Source organism: Methanorbis furvi, assembly GCF_032714615.1.
Classification (GTDB): Archaea; Halobacteriota; Methanomicrobia; order Methanomicrobiales; family Methanocorpusculaceae; genus Methanocorpusculum; species Methanocorpusculum furvi.
Window position 1 is genome coordinate 93,223 of the sequence record NZ_JAWDKA010000004.1, and the last position, 18,711, is coordinate 111,933.

Annotated in this window: 17 protein-coding genes; 12 read left to right on the forward strand and 5 right to left on the reverse strand. The window is 52.6% G+C overall.

Annotated elements, in window-relative coordinates; translation table 11 throughout:
- The first annotated feature begins 2 nt into the window (after positions 1–2).
- Both McpAg1_RS04380 and McpAg1_RS04385 read left to right on the forward strand, forming a co-directional pair.
- A complete protein-coding gene (locus tag McpAg1_RS04380) occupies positions 3–746 on the forward strand; it encodes an RNA methyltransferase (RefSeq protein ID WP_338094076.1) in 744 nt (247 codons plus the stop codon).
- A gap of 149 nt (positions 747–895) precedes the next feature.
- Complete coding sequence (locus McpAg1_RS04385; protein WP_338094077.1) at positions 896–1,201, forward strand: winged helix-turn-helix domain-containing protein; 306 nt, start codon at positions 896–898, stop codon at positions 1,199–1,201.
- On the opposite strand, the gene McpAg1_RS04390 is transcribed toward McpAg1_RS04385, so the two are convergent.
- Entirely contained in the window at positions 1,202–2,731 is a 1,530-nt protein-coding gene (locus McpAg1_RS04390; protein ID WP_338094078.1) for a sodium:solute symporter family protein, read from the reverse strand.
- A gap of 133 nt (positions 2,732–2,864) precedes the next feature.
- Between McpAg1_RS04390 and McpAg1_RS04395 the strand changes: the two genes are divergently transcribed.
- Both McpAg1_RS04395 and McpAg1_RS04400 read left to right on the forward strand, forming a co-directional pair.
- Positions 2,865–3,257: a DUF126 domain-containing protein gene (locus McpAg1_RS04395; RefSeq protein WP_338094079.1), complete on the forward strand. Its 393-nt coding sequence runs from the start codon at positions 2,865–2,867 to the stop codon at positions 3,255–3,257.
- Positions 3,254–4,354 carry a TIGR04013 family B12-binding domain/radical SAM domain-containing protein gene (locus tag McpAg1_RS04400; RefSeq protein ID WP_338094080.1) on the forward strand — a complete coding sequence of 367 codons (1,101 nt, stop codon included), beginning with the start codon at positions 3,254–3,256 and terminating at the stop codon, positions 4,352–4,354. The genes McpAg1_RS04395 and McpAg1_RS04400 overlap by 4 nt, the downstream gene beginning before the upstream one ends.
- A 15-nt stretch (positions 4,355–4,369) precedes the next feature.
- On the opposite strand, the gene McpAg1_RS04405 is transcribed toward McpAg1_RS04400, so the two are convergent.
- From McpAg1_RS04405 to McpAg1_RS04415, 3 genes are all read right to left on the reverse strand, one after another.
- Positions 4,370–4,777 (reverse strand): hypothetical protein, encoded by a 408-nt coding sequence (locus McpAg1_RS04405; protein ID WP_338094081.1) that lies wholly within the window; start codon positions 4,775–4,777, stop codon positions 4,370–4,372.
- A 31-nt stretch (positions 4,778–4,808) separates the two neighbouring features.
- Positions 4,809–6,206 carry an MFS transporter gene (locus McpAg1_RS04410; RefSeq protein ID WP_338094082.1) on the reverse strand — a complete coding sequence of 466 codons (1,398 nt, stop codon included), beginning with the start codon at positions 6,204–6,206 and terminating at the stop codon, positions 4,809–4,811.
- A gap of 130 nt (positions 6,207–6,336) precedes the next feature.
- Positions 6,337–7,746 (reverse strand): MFS transporter, encoded by a 1,410-nt coding sequence (locus McpAg1_RS04415; protein ID WP_338094083.1) that lies wholly within the window; start codon positions 7,744–7,746, stop codon positions 6,337–6,339.
- Positions 7,747–8,070: 324 nt separating this feature from the next.
- Between McpAg1_RS04415 and McpAg1_RS04420 the strand changes: the two genes are divergently transcribed.
- On the forward strand, positions 8,071–9,732 hold the full coding sequence (locus McpAg1_RS04420; RefSeq protein WP_338094084.1) for a cache domain-containing protein: 1,662 nt from the start codon (positions 8,071–8,073) through the stop codon (positions 9,730–9,732).
- A 245-nt stretch (positions 9,733–9,977) separates the two neighbouring features.
- On the opposite strand, the gene McpAg1_RS04425 is transcribed toward McpAg1_RS04420, so the two are convergent.
- The gene (locus McpAg1_RS04425; protein WP_338094085.1) at positions 9,978–12,335 is read right to left on the reverse strand and encodes a U32 family peptidase; all 2,358 of its coding nucleotides are present in this window, start codon (positions 12,333–12,335) and stop codon (positions 9,978–9,980) included.
- Positions 12,336–12,702: 367 nt separating this feature from the next.
- Here McpAg1_RS04425 and McpAg1_RS04430 point away from each other — a divergent pair, with 367 nt between their 5' ends.
- The 7 genes from McpAg1_RS04430 to McpAg1_RS04460 are packed head-to-tail and all read left to right on the forward strand — an operon-like array spanning position 12,703 to position 18,609.
- Positions 12,703–12,996 (forward strand): DUF424 domain-containing protein, encoded by a 294-nt coding sequence (locus McpAg1_RS04430; protein ID WP_338094086.1) that lies wholly within the window; start codon positions 12,703–12,705, stop codon positions 12,994–12,996.
- Between the two features lie 3 nt (positions 12,997–12,999).
- The gene (locus McpAg1_RS04435; RefSeq protein WP_338094087.1) at positions 13,000–14,097 is read left to right on the forward strand and encodes a 60S ribosomal export protein NMD3; all 1,098 of its coding nucleotides are present in this window, start codon (positions 13,000–13,002) and stop codon (positions 14,095–14,097) included.
- On the forward strand, positions 14,045–14,917 hold the full coding sequence (locus McpAg1_RS04440) for a class I SAM-dependent methyltransferase (RefSeq protein ID WP_338094088.1): 873 nt from the start codon (positions 14,045–14,047) through the stop codon (positions 14,915–14,917). The genes McpAg1_RS04435 and McpAg1_RS04440 overlap by 53 nt, the downstream gene beginning before the upstream one ends.
- Positions 14,914–16,059, forward strand: coding sequence for a bifunctional phosphopantothenoylcysteine decarboxylase/phosphopantothenate--cysteine ligase CoaBC (coaBC, locus tag McpAg1_RS04445; protein ID WP_338094089.1), 1,146 nt, complete (start codon positions 14,914–14,916; stop codon positions 16,057–16,059). Before McpAg1_RS04440 ends, coaBC begins: the two co-directional genes overlap by 4 nt.
- Entirely contained in the window at positions 16,041–16,889 is an 849-nt protein-coding gene (locus McpAg1_RS04450) for a GHMP family kinase ATP-binding protein (protein WP_338094090.1), read from the forward strand. The genes coaBC and McpAg1_RS04450 overlap by 19 nt, the downstream gene beginning before the upstream one ends.
- Before the next feature lie 3 nt (positions 16,890–16,892).
- Entirely contained in the window at positions 16,893–17,633 is a 741-nt protein-coding gene (locus tag McpAg1_RS04455; RefSeq protein ID WP_338094091.1) for a 4-phosphopantoate--beta-alanine ligase, read from the forward strand.
- On the forward strand, positions 17,620–18,609 hold the full coding sequence (locus McpAg1_RS04460; RefSeq protein ID WP_338094092.1) for a replication factor C small subunit: 990 nt from the start codon (positions 17,620–17,622) through the stop codon (positions 18,607–18,609). Before McpAg1_RS04455 ends, McpAg1_RS04460 begins: the two co-directional genes overlap by 14 nt.
- Positions 18,610–18,711 lie beyond the last annotated feature (102 nt).

Consider the following 18,711-nt stretch of genomic DNA (forward strand, 5'->3'; position numbering starts at 1 on the left):
CGATGCCGCAGGTTGATATCGTTCTCGTAGAGCCGCTCTACGAAGGAAACATCGGGTTTGCCGCCCGTGTCATGAAAAACTTCGGGTTTCACAATATGGTTTTGGTGAACCCGCCGAAGATGACGATGGAGGCAACCGCCCGTGCTTCTCATGCGAAGGATGTGCTTGAGTCGGCCGAGGTTTTAACACTTGAAGAGGTGTTTCGCCGCAGCGATCTCGCGGTCGCGACAACCGGTGGTCTGGCAAAGTCGGTGTCGCATCCGATGCGGATGCCGTACTACTCTCCCCCTGAACTTCGTGAGATGATCAAAAATGTGGACGGCAGAATTTCAATTCTGTTCGGTCGGGAGAACTGGGGCCTGAACAATGAGGAGATCGCACGCTGCGATATCGTTGCTACGATTCCAACGTCTGCCGAGTATCCGGTTATGAACATCTCGCATGCGATCGGTGTTGTCTGCTATGAGCTTGCCCATCTGCCGAGGGGCGAGTATCTGCTTGCAAACAAAGTGGAGATGGACGCTCTGTATGCACATTTTGCAAGATTTTTGGAAGGCATCAGCCATCCGATTGAGAAACGGGAGACGACACTTCTGCTTGCAAAGCGTGTGCTCGGCAGAACGAATCTGACGGTTCGCGAGGCAAGCACGATTCACGGCGTTCTCCGGAGAACCGAGTGGCATCTGAAGCATCCCGGCATGGCGTACGAGGAGAAGAGCCGCGAACACTGGGATGAGGAAGAGTAATTTTTTTCGGATTACCGGACTTCGCATTATTATTTTTGAGTCACTGTGATATTACAAAAAAGATTTAGCTCTTTTTTCTGAAAAAAAGGAAACTTAATTTTTATCGCATCACACACGTGATGTTTCTTCAGTGTGCTCTGTGTTTTTTCGTGGGTGTTGAAACACAAAAAGATCTTCTGCGGCTGTTTGATCAATCAACCGCGATAGATGAAGGTGTAAATGTGGTGCGTGAAGGTGTAAATGAAGGTGTAAATTTCGATGATGAAGGTGTAAACACTCTCCTTGATCTCATCCGAACTGAACCAGGCCTCAATGCCCGCACCCTTGCAGCAAAAACCGGCAAAAGTCTTTCCACTACCGAGCGTCATATACGAAAACTGAAAAATGAAGGAGCGATCGAGTTTCGTGGTGCGCCAAAAAACGGCGGGTATTATTCCCTCACTCCCAAAAAATAATTACTCTTTTGGATGCAGATACCCGCCGGTATAGGTGGAGTCCAGTGCGGCATTCGAGTTTTTCTGCGTCAGCAGACTCACGATAATCATCGCTGCAATCGAAAACATCAGTGCATAAATCGAAAAGTGCATCGGCAATTTTTCCACAAACTGATCATAGTAGCCGAACCCTAACGCAGTTACAAGACCTAACGCCATACTTGCAATCGCTCCCGCAGTCGTTGCCCGCCGCCAGTAAAGTCCTGCAATAAGCGGCACCGCAAACGATGCGAGGATGAGACCTATCGCAAGGAAAATCAGAAACACCAGAACCTCCGGTGGATTGATCGCAAGAAGCAGAGAGATGATAACCGCGACAAGCATTGTAATCTGACTGATCCTGATAACCTGCTTTTCTGATGCTTCGGGTCGTAAGATGATCTTGAAAATGTTCCAGGAGAACTGGGTTCCAACCGTGAGCATCAGTCGGTCCGTCGTCGACATCACTGCTGAGAGGATCATCACCGCAAACAGCCCCATCGCAAACATTCCGCCGGCAGCAGCACTGATGCCGTAGACAAACGAGTAGTCCGCGGCATTCACAACATCAGGGAGCACCACCGTTCCCTCTTCAACAAGCGTCCTCACTCCCATGCCTGAGAATCTGACCAGCATTGAGATCGTCAGATACACCGCAAACGCAATTAATGGTGCCCAGCGGAAGTAACGGATGTCCTTTACCGCAAGAACATTGGAGACCACATGTGGAGCACAGGCAAGGCCAACGATCAGCAGAACGCCGAACGAGAAAATGATCTCAGGCGTGATGTATGCATACGCCGCGTACCTCTCGGGGAACGCAGGCATCACAAAGTTCGGGTCGATCGAGGCAAGCACTATATTGATGTGTTCGAGTCCTCCTGCATACATCACAATCATTGGTGCAAAAATGAGCATGCCAAAGATCAGAATCAGTCCCTGAATCATGCCGGTCCATGAGACCGCATACAGACCGCCGAGGACGGTGTAGGTTGTGATAATTGCGGCCGCAATCAACAATGCCTGCCAGTGTGCAATGCCGAACAGCCAGACAAGCACGATGCTGATCGCCGTGTACTGACCGACGAGATAGACGAGCGAAACTAAAATTCCAATCACCGCAGACAGCATCCGAAGCTCGCGGGTGTTTTCGTATCTGAGGGAAAAATAATCTTCGAGCGTTACGATCCCTTGTTTTTTTCCGATCAAATTCAATTTGGATCCAAAGAACACAATACAGAACACCGCAGAGAGCGGAACAAAGATCTGATCCCAGATGCTTGGCCAGCCGTACGTGAATCCCATGCCGCTTCCACCGATGAGAGTCACTCCGCTGCAGATGGAGGTGATGAGGAGCAGGAGAAAAATCCAGAACCCGAGACTTCGTCCGGCAAGAATGTAGTCCTCAGAGTTTTTGATCTTTTTTGCTGCCCAGACGCCGATGCCGATCAGCAGGGCAAAGTACATCACGATGAGAAAAAGGGCAATCCAGGTGTCAGTCGTCCAGTTCATGTCAGCTCCATTTTGATCACACCAGTATGCACACGTGACCGAAATTTTCGTTGCCGAATTTATCGGTTGTTAGGATATAAGAGTGTAATGGTTTTGCGGGGCTTTATGTTGGATTATTACCAAATAGTAGAGTATGACTCTTACAGGCCGCAGCATCTCAAAAGGTGTCGGAACCGGCGAACTTCTCTATACCGATACGCCGATCTCCTTCCTTGGCGGTGTCGACGCGAAAACCGGCATAATTATTGATCAAAAACATCCTCTGCACGGCAAAACTATCGCAGGAAAAGTTCTTGCATTTCCGTACGGGAAAGGATCAACTGTTGGATCGTATGTGATGTATGGTCTGGCGAAAAATAATGTCGCGCCGGCAGCGATCATCAACACCGAGTGCGAGACGATCATTGCGATTGGTGCAATCATCTCCGGCATTCCGATGGTTGACCGGCTGAACGGCGATGCTGCACAACTTTCCGGAGTCGTTACGGTTAACGGCGACACCGGCGAAGTGTCTGCCGCACAATGATTGCGGTCTGGCGTTACACTCCTGCATCACGAAACAGCTACGCGGTTTTGTATGCTGCCTGCGAGCAGTACGGTTTCATCCTTGAACCGGTCGATGCGCCAAAAGGCGACATCGTCTGCTACAGTGTAAACAGTGTGGAGTTTTCCCGCTGTAAAGATGAAATCGCATCTGCTGATCAGATTACAATCTCCGGCGGTCCTCATGCTTCTGCCGAGTGGGAGGAGGTTGCCGAAGTTGCCGACTATGTTATAGTCGGCGAAGGAGAGCGAACGCTACCTCGTCTGCTCTCCGCACTTTTTTCAGGAAACTCCGGTGAGGGAATTCCGGGCGTTGCAACGAAAGCAGGCCTCACTCGAATTGATCACTCTGTCCGCCTCGACGGTTTCCCCTGTTTTACGCGGATGAAGGGTTACATGGAGATTTCCCGTGGCTGTCCGTTCCACTGCGGCTACTGCCAGACGCCCAGGCTTCACGGAACAAAAATGCGTCACCGGTCACGCGAGTCGATTGTGGAGGTGGCGAGCAATTACCGCGACGCACGATTTGTGACGCCGAACGCGTTTGCATATGGATCACCTGACGGCAGAACGCCTGACGTGGAAAAACTGGAGCGGCTGTTGTCGTCGATGCCGAAAAATCATCTCTACTTCGGAACATTTCCCTGCGAAGTGCGGCCAGAGTTTGTGAGCCGCGATACTGCGGAACTTGTGGTCCGGTACTGTGCGAATACGAAACTCCACTTCGGCGCCCAGTCCGGCTCAGACGCAGTTCTCGAAAAAATGGGACGCGGCCACACGCTTGCCGATGTGTATGCGGCGCTTGATGTGTGTAAAGCAGTTGGTCTTGAGCCGGTCGTTGATGTTATCTTCGGATTTCCTTTTGAGACCGATGAAGATGAAGAGGCAACGCTTTCACTCGTGAAGGATGTTGTCAGGTTCGGCAAAGTCCATGTTCATTACTTAACGCCGCTGCCGGGAACTCCGCTTGCCGGTGTTCAGCCACGCGATGTAATTCCTGCGGTTGACCGGGCGCTTGGAAAACTTGCGCTCGGCGGACGCGTCACGGGGACGTGGCATGACAAGTTTGGGGACGCGTAAAAAAAGAAAAAAATCTCAGCTCTGAACAACCGTCCAGTTGCCAAGACCGGTCACCGTCACGTAATAATACTGCGTTGAACCGATATCAATCGTCACCGTCTCATCAAACGCACCGCGTTTGTAGAACGGCTGCACTACATCCGCACCATGCAGCGTGATATCCATCGTAAACGTACCCGGCCCGTCGAAGGTTGCATGGAACGTTGTCGGCCCTTTTTTCATCAGCACGCTCTGGTACTCATGCGTCCCGTATCCTGCGGCATTCAGCGTCTCATCCTCGGTCAGACCGGTTGGTGAAAACGTGGGCGTCGGTGTGGGAGTTGGCGTCGCCACAGGTTCAGGTGTATCTGGCGTTGTAACGCATCCGGCAGAAAACACCAGTCCTGCGCACACAATTAAAACTACAATCAACAGTCTCTTCATTATGCAATCAGATTGATTTCGATGCGGATAATTATTTGGATACCGTCTTCGTCTTACAGGAAAACGACAGGGCCGCAGCAATCAGACAAAAGATCATTCCGCAAAAGAATGACCAGTGCATCGCATCAAGAAATGCATCAAGGTTTGCCGCCATATCAGTAGTGGTTCCCAGATAGATTGAGATAAAACAGGTCGCCAGACCCATGGACAGAACCATTCCCATCTGCCGCATCGTTCCGATAATACTGTTCGCACTGCCGTAATCATGGCGCTGCACGGTCCCGAGGATCATGTTGTTGTTGGGGGATGCAAAAAGCGCGACTGAAAATCCCATCACCATAAGTGTTGCAATAAGCGTTGGAAGACTTGCTTCCCTGCCAAGCTGCAAAAGAACAGCCAGTCCTCCGGACATCACCAGCATTCCTGCGGTTGTCAGATACCGAGGCTCTATTTTATCGGAAATTTTTCCTGCCAGCGGTGAAAAGATCATCTGCGTAAACGGCATCGCAACAAGCACGATCCCTGCCTCTGCCGGTGTGAGTTTTCCTGCGAACTGCAGGTACATGCTCAGGAAAAAACTGATCGCATACGTTGCTCCGAAGTTAATCACCGTTGCAATGTTGCCGCGGGTGAACACCGGATTTTTGTCGAACAGCCGGATTGCGAACACCGGGTATGCGGTTTTTTTCTCCACAAAGAAAAACATCGGCAGAAAAACACACACGCCTACTGCAAATAATCCGACTGCCCAGAGTTCAGGCAGATTGATCAGTCCGAGCACGATTGAAACGATCAGAAGCATGTACACCAGCGTGCCCAAAATGTCATACGGCTCTCCGGCACTTTCCTGAATATCATGTGAGATGGAAAACCATATCGTCGCCAGCGAAACTACGCAGAGCAGAACAACAAAGTAAAAAATGCTGTGCCAGCCAAACATCTGCGTCAGAATGCCGCCGAGTACCGGACCTGCGGAGAGTCCGAGAAACACTGCTGACACCGCAATGCCGATCACTGCTCCGCGTTTTTGCGGCGGATACACTGCAGACAGGAGAGCAATTGAGTTGCTTGTGATTGCTGCAACTCCGACTCCTTCCAAAATTCTACAGAGGATCAAAATTTCTATCGTGGGAGAGTGAGGGGCAAGGAAGGATGAGATCGCGAGAATAAAAATTCCTGCGAGAAATATTTTTTTTCTGCCTACAATATCTGCTACCCGGGCGGCAGGCACCATGAACACGACGGAGCTGATCAGATACGCGGTTGAGAGCATCGCCAGCGACTCGGCGGACGCGGTATATGTTACACCGATCGATGGGATTGCGACGTTCACCATCGAACCAAGAAACGGACTGAGAAACGAGGCGAGCGCAGCAGCAACCAGTACCATCCGCATTTCCCGAATGCTGTACTGGTAAGCCGCCTGCATACTTTGTTATCGACGCGGACTCGTATAATAGTTATGAATGGGTAGAACAAATTTCCGAAACGCGAATCGCAGGCCGGAGGCATGCGATTCGCGCTATTCGCGTTCTTCGCGTTTCAGATTCAGATCACCCTTACGAACTCTTCTTCGCCGTCCAGCCAACCGCAGCCGCCGCAAACGACAGGACTGCACTCACCGCAAACGTCGCATGCATTGCAGCAACCAGTCCTACGCTTGAGTTGTTGCTGTAGAACAGAAGAATAAAGCAGGTTGCAATTGCCATGGAGACCACCATTCCCATCTGCCTTGTCGTTGCAAGAATACTGTTTGCACTGCCGTTATCTTTTCTCTCCACCGACCCAAGAACAAGATTCGTGTTCGGTGCGCCAAACAGTGCAATACCAAAACCGACAACAGCCAGATTGATGATGATGCCAATCTGATTGTAATCGGTTCCGATAAATCCGAACAACGCCATCCCGATACCGGTCACAATAAGACCTGCGGTCATGATGATCCTCCCGTCGATTTTATCAGATAGTTTTCCGGTGATCGGAGAGAATATCATCTGCACCACCGGCATTGCCATCATAACAAAACCTGCTTCCATCGGCGTCAACGCACCGATCTGCTGCAGATACAGACTCATGAAAAAACTCACGGCAAACGTTGCGCCATAGTTGATCATCGTTGTCAGGTTCGCTCTCGCGAACACCTTGTTCTCAGTAAACAGCCGAACCGCAAACACCGGATAGGGAATTTTCTTTTCAAACCAGACAAACATCACCAGAAAGACTGCACCTATCACCAGACTCACGATCGCTGCGGGCTCCGGGATTCTGATGAGGCCGGACATCAGAAAGAGAATGGTTACCCCGTACAGAATGGACCCCCGGAGATCAAACGGCTGACCGGGTGTTGCAATGATCTCAGACTTTACCGATACCCTGATCATTACTGCGGTCGCGAGGCACAAAACACAGACAAAGAAGTAGATGCTTGTCCAGCCAAATCCTTGCGTCAGCGCTCCTCCGATCAGCGGTCCTGCGGTAAGACCAAGATAAACTCCGGCAACCGCAATACCAATCGCCGCCCCTCTTCTCATCGGCGGATAGGCAACCGAAAGAATGGCAATCGTGTTGCTGATAACGCACGCAAGTCCGATGCCTGCCACTGCGTGGCAAATCAGCAGCATACCAATCGAGGACGAGAACGGTGCAACAACTGTCGCAAGAGCCGTGATACAAAGACCGGTGACACACACTTTTTTCAGACCCACAATATCGGCGAGCCGTGCTGCGGGGACGAGAAAAATTACCGAGCTGACAAGGTACGTGGTCGAAAGTATGGCGAGTGTCTCTGAAGGAACAGCGAACGCTGCACCGATCGCCGGAAGTGCGATGTTTACCATCGCAACAAATATCGGAATGAGAAACGACGCGAGGGTTACGGCAATGAGGATGACCACTAATTCGTGTCTGGTATAGGTAGGTGTTTGCATCATTATCACATCCGTCGCCGGCCGCCGCATCACGAAAACCATTCTGGCTCTCCAAAAAACCTGCATCAGTCTGTTTGCGGTTAATGGTATGCAGAAAAAATGCGTGATGCAGAACCCGTGACTGCGATCAAAACTGATCCGCGATTCGGGTATTATATTTCTCCTCAGGTTATATCTGTATTTCTTTTAGCTCATCGCTTTGATTTTAATTTTACCGGCATACTTTCTTTATTTACGAGGTGTTTTTCATCATAATCATACTATTTCAATCACCAATGATCCAATTATCAGGGGTTCATATTATTATTTCTCAAAACGAAATTTATAGGATACACTCTCTGCATAGCTTGGGTGTAAAGAGATACAATGAACCGGAAAATTGTTGCTGGAGTTGTAGTTGTAGTTGTCCTCGCCTTTGCCGCGGTATTTTCCGCCGCATGCATCGTGCCCGGGTCTGACAATGAACTGGAAGTGAAGTATGCAGAACAGATGGATGCAGTCGTTTCCCTTGCCGACTCCATGACAAAAAATCAACTCACATACATGGATCTGATCATCCCCGGAGCCAGACTGATCGCAAGTGATCCTGACAACATGACGCAGACAACTGCCATTCTCTCAGATCTCTACTCATCCATTCCCACCTTCACTATTGTAGCTTTTTCAAACGAGACCGGTCATGTGGCCGCTGTTTTTCCAACAAACTATCGCGACACGGTGATTGGAAACTGGTCTGAACACCTGAACCGGTACAATACAACAAAATCCCCCGCATTTGATATATTCAATGTAAGAGATCATTCCGTGCCCGGAATTGTGTCCCCCTGCATTTCTGACAACGGCACAACCATCGGGTACATTATCTCCATGATTGACCCAACCTATCTCTTTGGCGAAGTAGCGGCGAAGTACGAGAATGCCTCATCCTGGCGGTACTGGGTGGTCGAGGATGATGGTCTGATCCTCTATACCGAGTATCCGAAATTGTACGGCAAAAATATGCGCAGCCTCGACACCCCTGACAGAGCAGGACTGTACCGCGTGTTTGAACTTGCTCGTGAAAATAAATCAGGTTCTGCTGTCTACACCGGTTACAGCTACAGTGATCTGAAACTCATGGACTATTTTGTAACCTGGGACACGGTCCCAATTGATGAGACCGGCGATCATAAGCACCTTGTTATGATTACTGCCAAACTGAACGGGAGACAGAACCAGGTCCGGCCGGTGTCGTCCACTGATCAGACGCTGGAAGAGTTTGTCCACTCAGCGCTGATATTTGCAAATGATGTCGGAAAAGATGCAGCTCTTGCGGAGTTCTCCCGCCCGGACGGACAGTTCACCACAAAAGAGTACAGTGTCTTCGCCTTTGATCGGAACAAAACCCTGCTTGCCGATGCCTACACCTACAATATCATCGGAAATTCTCTCAGCTATGTTGTTGACAGCAACGGAGTTGAAGCAGGAGATCTCATCCACAGGCGGGCGATGCAGGGAGGAGGATATGTTCTGTATCTGTATCCGAATCCTGCAGAAAATATGACCGAACAGCTGAAACTGAGTTATATTGTTCAGGCCGACGACGACTGGTACATCGCAGCAGGTGTCTTCATAGACGACTCCAACCTGCACGTTCCAGCCGAGGTCAGGGAAAATGTCACCAGTTATCTCAGGTCTGTGCAGAAGTATGCCGGATCAGTCGATAAAGATACGGCGGTCGCAACTCTCAATGATCCAAACGGTCCCTATGCTCCGGAGGATCTGCGATTTTTTGCCATGGATTATCATGGAACCATTCTCGCAGACCCCCAGTATCCGGAGTTTGTCGGAGAAAATTATCTGGGTATGACAGATGTCTTTGGAAGCTCCATCACCAGAGACGCGATCATTCTTGCAAAAGAGGGAGGCGGCAAACAGTATGTCTACTCCCCCAAAGAGAGAGATGAAGAAGGGTCTGAACTCAGGCTGGAGTATGTTCTCCCTGCCGGAGATGACTGGCTGATTCTTGGTGCGGTTACAATAGAATAACTTCTCTTTTACTGATGTTTTCCATGAAATTCTGTCTCCCACGGAAAAGCGGACCACACGGAGCTTCACAGAAAATAAAATATCACGGAGCAGACGAGAACATCACAGAAATAGATTATTTTAAAATTCCGTGTTGTTCACGTCTGCTCCGTGAAGTTTCCGTGTTTTCCGTTTTTCCGTGGGCGGAGCTACGATCAATGCCGAACACTGTTTGCCAATAAACGAATGTATGGGCAAAGCCCATTTTACTGTTTTTCCACACCGCGGAGATAGTGCGCAGCGGTCACGCCGCCGGATGCTATTTCTTTGATCTGTTCCTTGAGATCTTTTGGATTTTCCCCTTCAAGCACAGCGGTGTAGGCTGCCGTCATTCTTCTGATGTACTCAGGTGATCTGCCGCGGGCGTCGATTGAGATGACGTCCACTCCTGCTGCGGCAAGTCTTCCAACATGATCGATCAGACATATCTCTGCTGCGTTCAGAATATGGCCGCGGCAGTCTGCATCGGTCCGCACGCGGAAAATGCGGCCGGTACTGTCCTTCAGCGCCCATGACTGGTTGCAGCTCCGGCATCCGAGAGCGGTTGCAGGGATACAGTTCTGGGTAACCATCACCTCAAGGTTGCCCTGAACGATCACTTCGGTCCTGGGCGGGTGAGAGTATGCGGCAAGATGTTCAATGAGGGTTTTGATCTGTTTGCCGGAAAGCTCAGGCGACAGGCAGAGCTGTCGGCAGGTTTTGCCGTACACCATTGCGGCACGGGCATTGGTGATGTTGAGTCCGGCACCGCCGTACTTGGGTATCCCTTTGATCTCTTCGGCAATACCGATGCCGTCGACCATGACCCCTGCGGCTGATGCAGGAATTTTTGCCAGAGCTTTTGCCAGCTGTTCCTCGTGAAGGATTCGCGGAAGTTTGTAGATGATCGCATGATCATAGATCTCGTCAAAACCTTCGTAGACAACCTGCGCAGCCCCCGCTGAACACGCGGTCTTTGCGCCGACAACGCTGTCGGTGTATACCTGAAGAATCGGTGTTGTCTTTGAAACTGCCGCGGTTCCTTTGTCGGTGAACGGCCGGTGGTCGCGAACCTGCGGTGTTGCAAGCAGACTCTCGCATGCGGCAAGGTATCTTCTGCGAAGATCGTTGATTGCTCCCATCGGCAGGAACTTTGACCCGTCATAGTTCATCGCAATACTGCGGATGACAAACGGTGTGCCGCCGGTCTTCTCCAATTGTTGCGCAAGCGCGTCGGCCGTGACCGGCCGCGTCTGTGCATCCTGCATCGGAGTTTCGCTGACCGCAGCAGCCCCGTGGCCGATGATCGCGAGATGTCCTTCGTCATTGATGCCGACCGTGATGTCGAGCGGGATTCGTCCCTGCCGCTGGCGGGAGATGATCGCGGCTGCCTTTCGCTCGGTCTTCATCCGGCGGGTGATCCACAGCTCGCTGCCGACGACCACATCCTCAGGCGCCGGAATTTTGTAGGCATCGCCTTCCGGGAAAATGTACGGCTCTTTGTTTAAGGCAAATCCTGTCTCACGGCCAGCGAACCGGAAGACAAGTCCGTCGCCGGTGTCAGGGATCGGGCCGTCGATTTTTACGATGACTTTGCCGCGCCGGTCGTCAATACCGTTGACGACTCCGGCATACACTCCGCGGTTGTCCGGTTTTTTGGTGTTGATGAACGCAGGCCCTTTGTCTCCGAGAAGATAGCCTTTGGTGAAGCCGCGGTTGAAGGCAAAGGCGAGGTCTTCCATGACCTCGGTCTCTGGTTGAAACTCTTCTCCTGCGGCAATGGTGTCAAGCGCATGACGGTAGGCGTCGGTAACAATTGCAACGTACTCAGGGGTTTTCATCCGTCCTTCAATTTTGAGTGCGGCAATTGGTGCATCACAGAGCTCTCCAAGGTACGGGTAGAGGCAGAGGTCGCGGGGCGAGAGCGGATAGTTTCCCTGCGTGGCGACAACGTCGCCGTCTGCGAGGAGAGTGTAGGGTTTTCTGCACGGCTGCGCACACATGCCGCGGTTGCCGCTCCTGCCGCCGATGACAGAAGAGAAGAGGCACTGACCCGAGTATGCGTAGCAGATTGCGCCGTGACAGAAAACTTCGAGCTCAACGCCGTACTCTTTTGCCACTTCTCCGATCACTCTGATATCTTCGATCGGCAGTTCTCTTGCAAGCACCACGCGGGAGATGCCGTGTTCTGCTGCGAACCTGATGCCTGCGGTGTTGTGAATGGTCATCTGGGTTGAGGCATGCAGCGGGAGATTTGGCGCAACCTCGCGTGCTGTTGCAAGCACTCCCTGATCCTGCACAAGGACTGCATCAACACCAATTTTGGAGAGAAAGATCAGATACTCGGCAATTCCTTCAAGCTCCTCGTCGTCAGCGAGTGTGTTGACGGTGACGTAGATTTTCACGCCGTTCTGGTGTGCGTAGGTGACTGCGTCCGTGAGCTCCTCGCGGGAGAAGTTTGCTGCGTACTGGCGTGCTCCAAAGGTCTTGCCTCCGAGATATACGGCGTCCGCTCCTGCGGCAACTGCGGCTCTGAGGGCAGCGGGTGAACCCGCGGGGGCAAGAAGTTCAGGGACTTGGGGCATAGATGACAGATATATTGGTTGTGCGAGAGGTTAAGGACTCTGCCGAGTGGGATGGATAAACATTCGAAACGCGAATAACACGAATAGCGCGAATCGCATGCCTCCGGCCTGCTCACCGCTTCGCGGAATAAAAAAATCGCCAATGGCGATTTTTCAAAAAAAATTGTTCCTCATTGAATGAATTTGGGTGTCTGAAATAAGTAATATTAATATAACCATAAAATATAATCCTAAAAATCGCCATTGGCGATTTTTTATTCGTGCTATTCGCGTTTACCAGCACTTACCCGCCGACTCAAAAATTAGCGCCCCACTTCCCAAATGCAATAATGTAATTATTGTCCGCACCCAATACATACACCAAGAAATGTATCTTAAAATCCACAATATCCCGGGACAGGGTGAGGTCGTCGCAGTCTGTGACCGCGAACTACTCAATACCACGCTCACCTGCCCTGCCTGTGACATCATCGTCGACCCAGGATTCTACGGCAGCGTACTTGCCGAAGAAGCCGCAGTCCTCGCCGCCCTCACCTCCGCAGCAAATGCCAACCTCATCGGAAAACGTGTATGCGAACTCGCCATCGCCGCAGGACTCATTGACAAACAGTGCTGCATCATGATCGGCGACATCCCCCACGCACAAATCTACGGACTCTAAACAATGACCCTCACCTCAGGATTCTGCCCCAAATGCGGAGCACCGTCGGAAAACGGAGAGCTCTGCGGAAAATGCCGCGTAAAAGACACCATATGGGTAACGATGGAACCCCGCGTCATCTGCACCTACTGCCCGACCTGCGGCTCCACCAAAACCGCCGGCCTCTGGACCGACTGCCCGGTCGACCGTGAAGAGCTCGCCTACAACCTTGTCAACGGCGCGATATCCCTGCACAAAGATCTCCGGGATATCCAGAAAGACATCCATATCATAGACCTCAGCGTCAACCGGTCCATAGCCACCGTATTTGTATCAGGAAATCTCTACGGCATGCCGGTCGAAGTCACCGAAAAGATCAAAATCGTCTGGGCGCGTGAACAGTGCGACCGGTGCTGCAGAATCTCCGGCAGCTACTACGAAGGAATCATTCAGGTGCGTGCAAACGGAAGAAAACCCACGCCCTACGAACTCCGCAGAGCTGCCGAGATCGCCTACCAGATCGAAGACCAGCTACAGACCGCAGGCGACCGCTTATCCTTCGTCTCCGACATCGACGAACAAAAAGACGGACTTGACATCATCTTCAGCTCGCAAGCGATCGGCAACGCAATCTCTGTTGACATCTGCGGAGCGCTCGGCGGCTCCTTTACCACGCACCCGAAACTCGTTGGTGAAAAAGCAGGCATCAAACTCTACCGCGTCACCTACTCAATTCGGCTGCCCCGCTTCTCCCGCGGCGACATCATCAGACACGGTCGCGACTACTTCCAGATTCTCCGCCAGACCAAAGACATGCTCTTCGTCCGCGACCTAAAGACCGGTCAGTCCCGCAACTTCCGCGAGGATGTGGATGACCCGCTTTTTGGAAACATCAGAACCGCAGAAGTTGCAACAGTCATCTACCGTGACGCAGGTATCCTGGGCGTGCTTGACCCTGTCACCCAGAAAACCGCAGAAATGCCGGACCACGCATGGATCGGTGCTGACGCCGGAGACTCTGTTTTCTTTGTGCGTGACGAAGAACAGCTGATTCCGGCAGGCAAATCCAATGAAAGTCCGCAGGATATTGAAGAGTTCACTGCCGAATCTGTCCAGGACTGAAACCTGGCGCGACAACAGCCGCAGCATCTACTGCGACGGCGAGTACGCTTACGTTCCGGTTTTGGACGGCTGGCCGTACGATCTTGAGATCCCTGAGCGTGCGCCGTACAAAGGCCCCGGGTACCAGCGGCTCGGCGACACTCTGCTTTTGCACGGCGCGTCGCCGACGGATGACGAGCTTAATGATCTCATCGCATGGGAGCAGCCAGCCTGCATTCTGCATCTGCAGGAACACGCAGGCGTCATGCGGCTGCCAAAGGCTGTTGTCCTCTACGGCAAACCGCATGACGTGACATTCTCTGAAGCAGGAATTTTTTACACGCTCAACCCTGCAGAGATTATGTTCTCGCAGGGCAACCGGCGCGAAAAGATGCGGCTGCGGTCTCTCGTGCGGTCAGGCGAAAAGGTTGCCGACATGTTTGCCGGCATCGGCTACTTCACTCTCACCGCCGCATTCAAAGGAGCCGAGGTGCATGCGATGGAGATCAACCGCGTCTCGTTCGTGTACCTGATCAAAAATATTCATGACAACTATGTTTCCAAAAACGTTCGTGCCCAGTGCGGCGACTGCCGCGACCTGCTATCCGGCACCTACGACCGGATACTGATGGGACATTTTGACGCAGTCGATTTTCTGCCGCACGCTCTTGCTCACGCCGGACCCGGGACCATCCTGCATGTTCACGGCGTCGGCGACCGGTCGGCTGAGGTTGCCGCTGCTGTCGAAGGAGCAGGTTTTAGGTATTCTCTCAGCGAACATAAAGTAAAGAAGTACGCGAGCCGCACCTGGCACTGCGTATGGGACGTTGAACTGAGATGAACCGGACGCTTGAACACAAACGGATTGTGCTTGCGGTCACAGGCAGCATTGCTGCGGTTGAGACCGTGAAGCTTACCCATGAGCTGCGGCGGCGCGGCGCTGAAGTGATTGGCATTCTGAGTCCTGCGGCATGCGGCATCATCCACCCTGATGCGCTGACCTATGCGTGCGCGAGACCGGCGCTGACGAAGATCACCGGCATGGTCGAGCATGTCCTCTACTGCGGAGAGGGCGGTGAGGCCGACCTCCTTCTCATTGCGCCGGCAACCGCGAACACGATCGGAAAAATTGCCTGCGGTATTGATGACACCATTGTCACCACGTTTGCAACGACCGCTATCGGCAGAGGAATGCCGGTCGTCGTTGTTCCTGCAATGCATGAATCGATGTACCGCCATCCGGCTGTGGTAAAAAATATTGAGACGCTTCGTTCGATGCAGATCGAAGTGGTTCCGCCGCGAATGGAAGAGGAGAAGGCAAAGATTGCCGGCATCGAAGAGATCTGTCTGTATGCGGAACGTGCACTCTCGTCCTGCCCGCTTGCAGGAAAACGTGTTCTCATCACGAGTGGTTCCTGCCGCGAGGAGGTTGATGATGTGAGAATTCTGACGACCCGGTCGTCAGGGACGATGGGACGCGCCCTTGCACTTGAAGCGTTCCGGCTTGGTGCCGAGGTGGCGGTTGTTGCAAACACCGCGGTCCACGGCGTGGTCCCGAATGTCAAAAACATCTGCATCACCAGCGCTTGCGATATGCATGAGGCGGTGCTCCGCGAGGTTGCCGAGCACAAGCCGGATATCTATATCAGTGCTGCGGCAATCTCAGATTTCTCGCCGGTCCGCACCGCGGGGAAAATTCCAAGCGGTGAAGCATGCGATCTCAGGCTCACACCGCAGCCGAAACTGATCTCCAAACTCTATCATCAGGGAATCAAAGTTGTCGGGTTCAAGCTTGGCGAAAACGCGGTTACCGAGGCAGAGAAACTTCTCGAACAAGAGGATGTTGTTCTTGTTGCGGCAAACAAGCCTGTCGTGATGGGGTCCCTGTCGGGAGAGTATCTGCTGATGAAGAAACATGCGAGCCGGACGGTCTCCGGCAGTAAAGCAGAAATTGCTCAGGAATTATGGAAGGAACTGCTGTAGCTTTTGCGCCGGGCCATATCTCGGGATACTTCAAACGCATCGACGGTGACTCGCCGAAGACCACCGGCAGCTGCGGCGCAGGCATTGTGATCGACCGCGGCGTTACCGCATCAGTAACTCCTTCTCCGAAAACTTCGGTCATTGTCACCGACCGAACGCCTGCCGGCGAATCCCTGATCAGCTACGGCTCAGGTCTTATCGAAGAACTGCTTTCCGGTCTTGGAGTTTGTGCAAAAGTTGAGACAACGTCCGGTCTTCCAATTGGTGCAGGGTTTGGCATGAGTGCTGCGGCAATTCTTGCAACACTCACTGCGGCAAACGCGGTGTTTGAACTTGGCATGAGTGCTGAAGCGATCTCAGAACTCGCTCATGAGACCGAGGTTGCGCACAACACCGGCCTTGGCGATGTGGCGGCGGCAAGCAGCGGAGGGGTTGCGGTCCGGACGGCCCCGGGGATTTTCGGGGTAAGCAGCCGGTTTTTCCCGGATGCTGAGATATGTTCGGTGACGTTTGGGTCGATATTCACTCCTGACGTTATCGGATCGCCCGAAAAAATGGCTCAGGTCACTGCGGCGTTTCCTGTCGGGGAACCCGCAACGTTTACGGAGTTCATGATGAAGTCCCGGCAGTTTGCCGAGGCAAGCGGTCTTATCCCTGCACGAATTCGTCCGGTGCTTGATGCCTGCGATGAGGCTGGCATCCTCGCAAGCATGACGATGCTCGGCTGCGGCGTGTTTGCCGCATCCGATGCTCTTGAAATTTTGTCAGAGTTCGGGACTGCGGTTCCTTTGAAGGTCTGTCCGCACGGTCCGACTCTTTTGGAGGTGTAAAGTATGTCTGATATTCCGAAAAGTCATCCGCGCTATAAGTCGCTTATGACAAGACAGCGGCTTGCCGAGCATGCTGTAACTGGTGTTGTGTCCATGGAGGGGCTGACCTCTCACGGACGCGGCGAGGCATTTGATTATCTGATCGGGGAAAAAACTCCGGCCGTTGCTCTTGAGGCAGAGAAACTCGCGGCCCGCGTGCTTCTTGCGGCCCGCCATCCGGTGCTTTCGATCAACGGAAACACTGCGGCTCTTGCGGCCCCACAGATTGCGGAGCTTCAGCAGGCGTCGGGTGCTGAGGTTGAGGTGAATCTGTTTCACCGGACCGAGGAGAGGATTACTCTGGTGACCAACGTTTTGCGGGATGCGGGCGTTGTGGTCTCCGAAGGACCGGTCGAACGGTGTGTTCCACTGCCGCATGACCGTGGTCTCTGCAGGCCTGAGGGAATCGGCAACGCTGATGTGGTGCTTGTGCCGCTTGAGGACGGCGACCGGTGTGAGGCTTTGGTTGGTATGGGCAAAATTGTGATCACGGTTGATCTCAATCCTCTTGACCGGACCTCAAAGATGGCGACGATCCCGATCATCGATGAAGTCACGCGGGCACTGCCAAACATTGCTGCCGAGTGTAGGAGGCTGCGTGCGGCCGGGGATACTTTGGTGATGCCGGAGTCGTTTGACGGAAAGTACTTCCTTGCCGGAGCAATTGACGCAATTGCGGAGACGCTGCATCATGCTCTGGATTGAGAAGTACCGGCCCAAAACATTTGATGAGGTGCTTGGTCAGGAGCCTGCGGTCCGTCAGCTGCGTTCGTATGCTGCAAGCGGCAACCTTCCACACTTAATGGTCATCGGACGATCAGGCTGCGGGAAGTCATCAGCCCTTGAGGCATTTTCGCGGGAGTTTTATCCTGAGTCTGCATCAGAGAACACAACTGTTCTGCCGGTGTCGGTGATGTTTTCGCAGGGGCATGCGTATTTTTCCGAGAACGATAGGTTTACCGCGCTCTACCAGAAGGACAAGTCGGTGCTGGCGAACTTCAAGTACATCGTGAAGTGGCATGCGTCACTGAAGCCGCTGTCTGCTGAGTTCCGGTTGATCATTTTTGACGGGGCTGGCGATCTGCCGAAGGATGCGCAGGCTGCTCTTCGGAGAATTATGGAGCGGTACAGCAGGACATGCAGGTTTGTGTTTGTGGCAAACTCGATGAGTTCTTTAATTGAGCCGATCCGTTCACGATGCGTGCCGCTCTACTTCCTGCCAATCGAAGCCGCACTGATGCAAAAAAGGCTGCTTGAGATTCTCGCCCGCGAGGGAGTGCCGGGAGCGGTGTCTGAAGAGAGTCTTGAGATGCTGATTCTTGGTTCGGACGGTGATCTCCGTCGTGCGCTGGTGTGGCTTGAGCTGATGGCGCTGCACGGGGTTACGGAGCTTGCAGAGCTCTCAGACACCGAGACCGGAACGCTTGCGAATGCTGTCGCTGATGCATGCAGACGCGGGGATGATGAGGCGGCGCGAAAGATTGCGGAAAATCTGATGATTGAGTACGGGCTTTCAGGATCCGAGGTGCTTGGTCTTATCCGGGGAGCGTTCCGTGGCACGCTTACGCCGGACGCGGCACTGCTGTTTGCGGACGCAGATCTTGCGATTCGTGCGGGCTCAAATGAGTATCTCCAGATGAATGCGTTTGTTGCCGCACTTTCTGCGATGGTTCGCGGATAAGTTCGGCATGGTATTTTGAAAACGCGAATAGCGCGAATCGCATGCCTCTGGCCTGCTCACCGTTTCACGGAATAAAAAAAATCGCCAATGGCGATTTTTCAA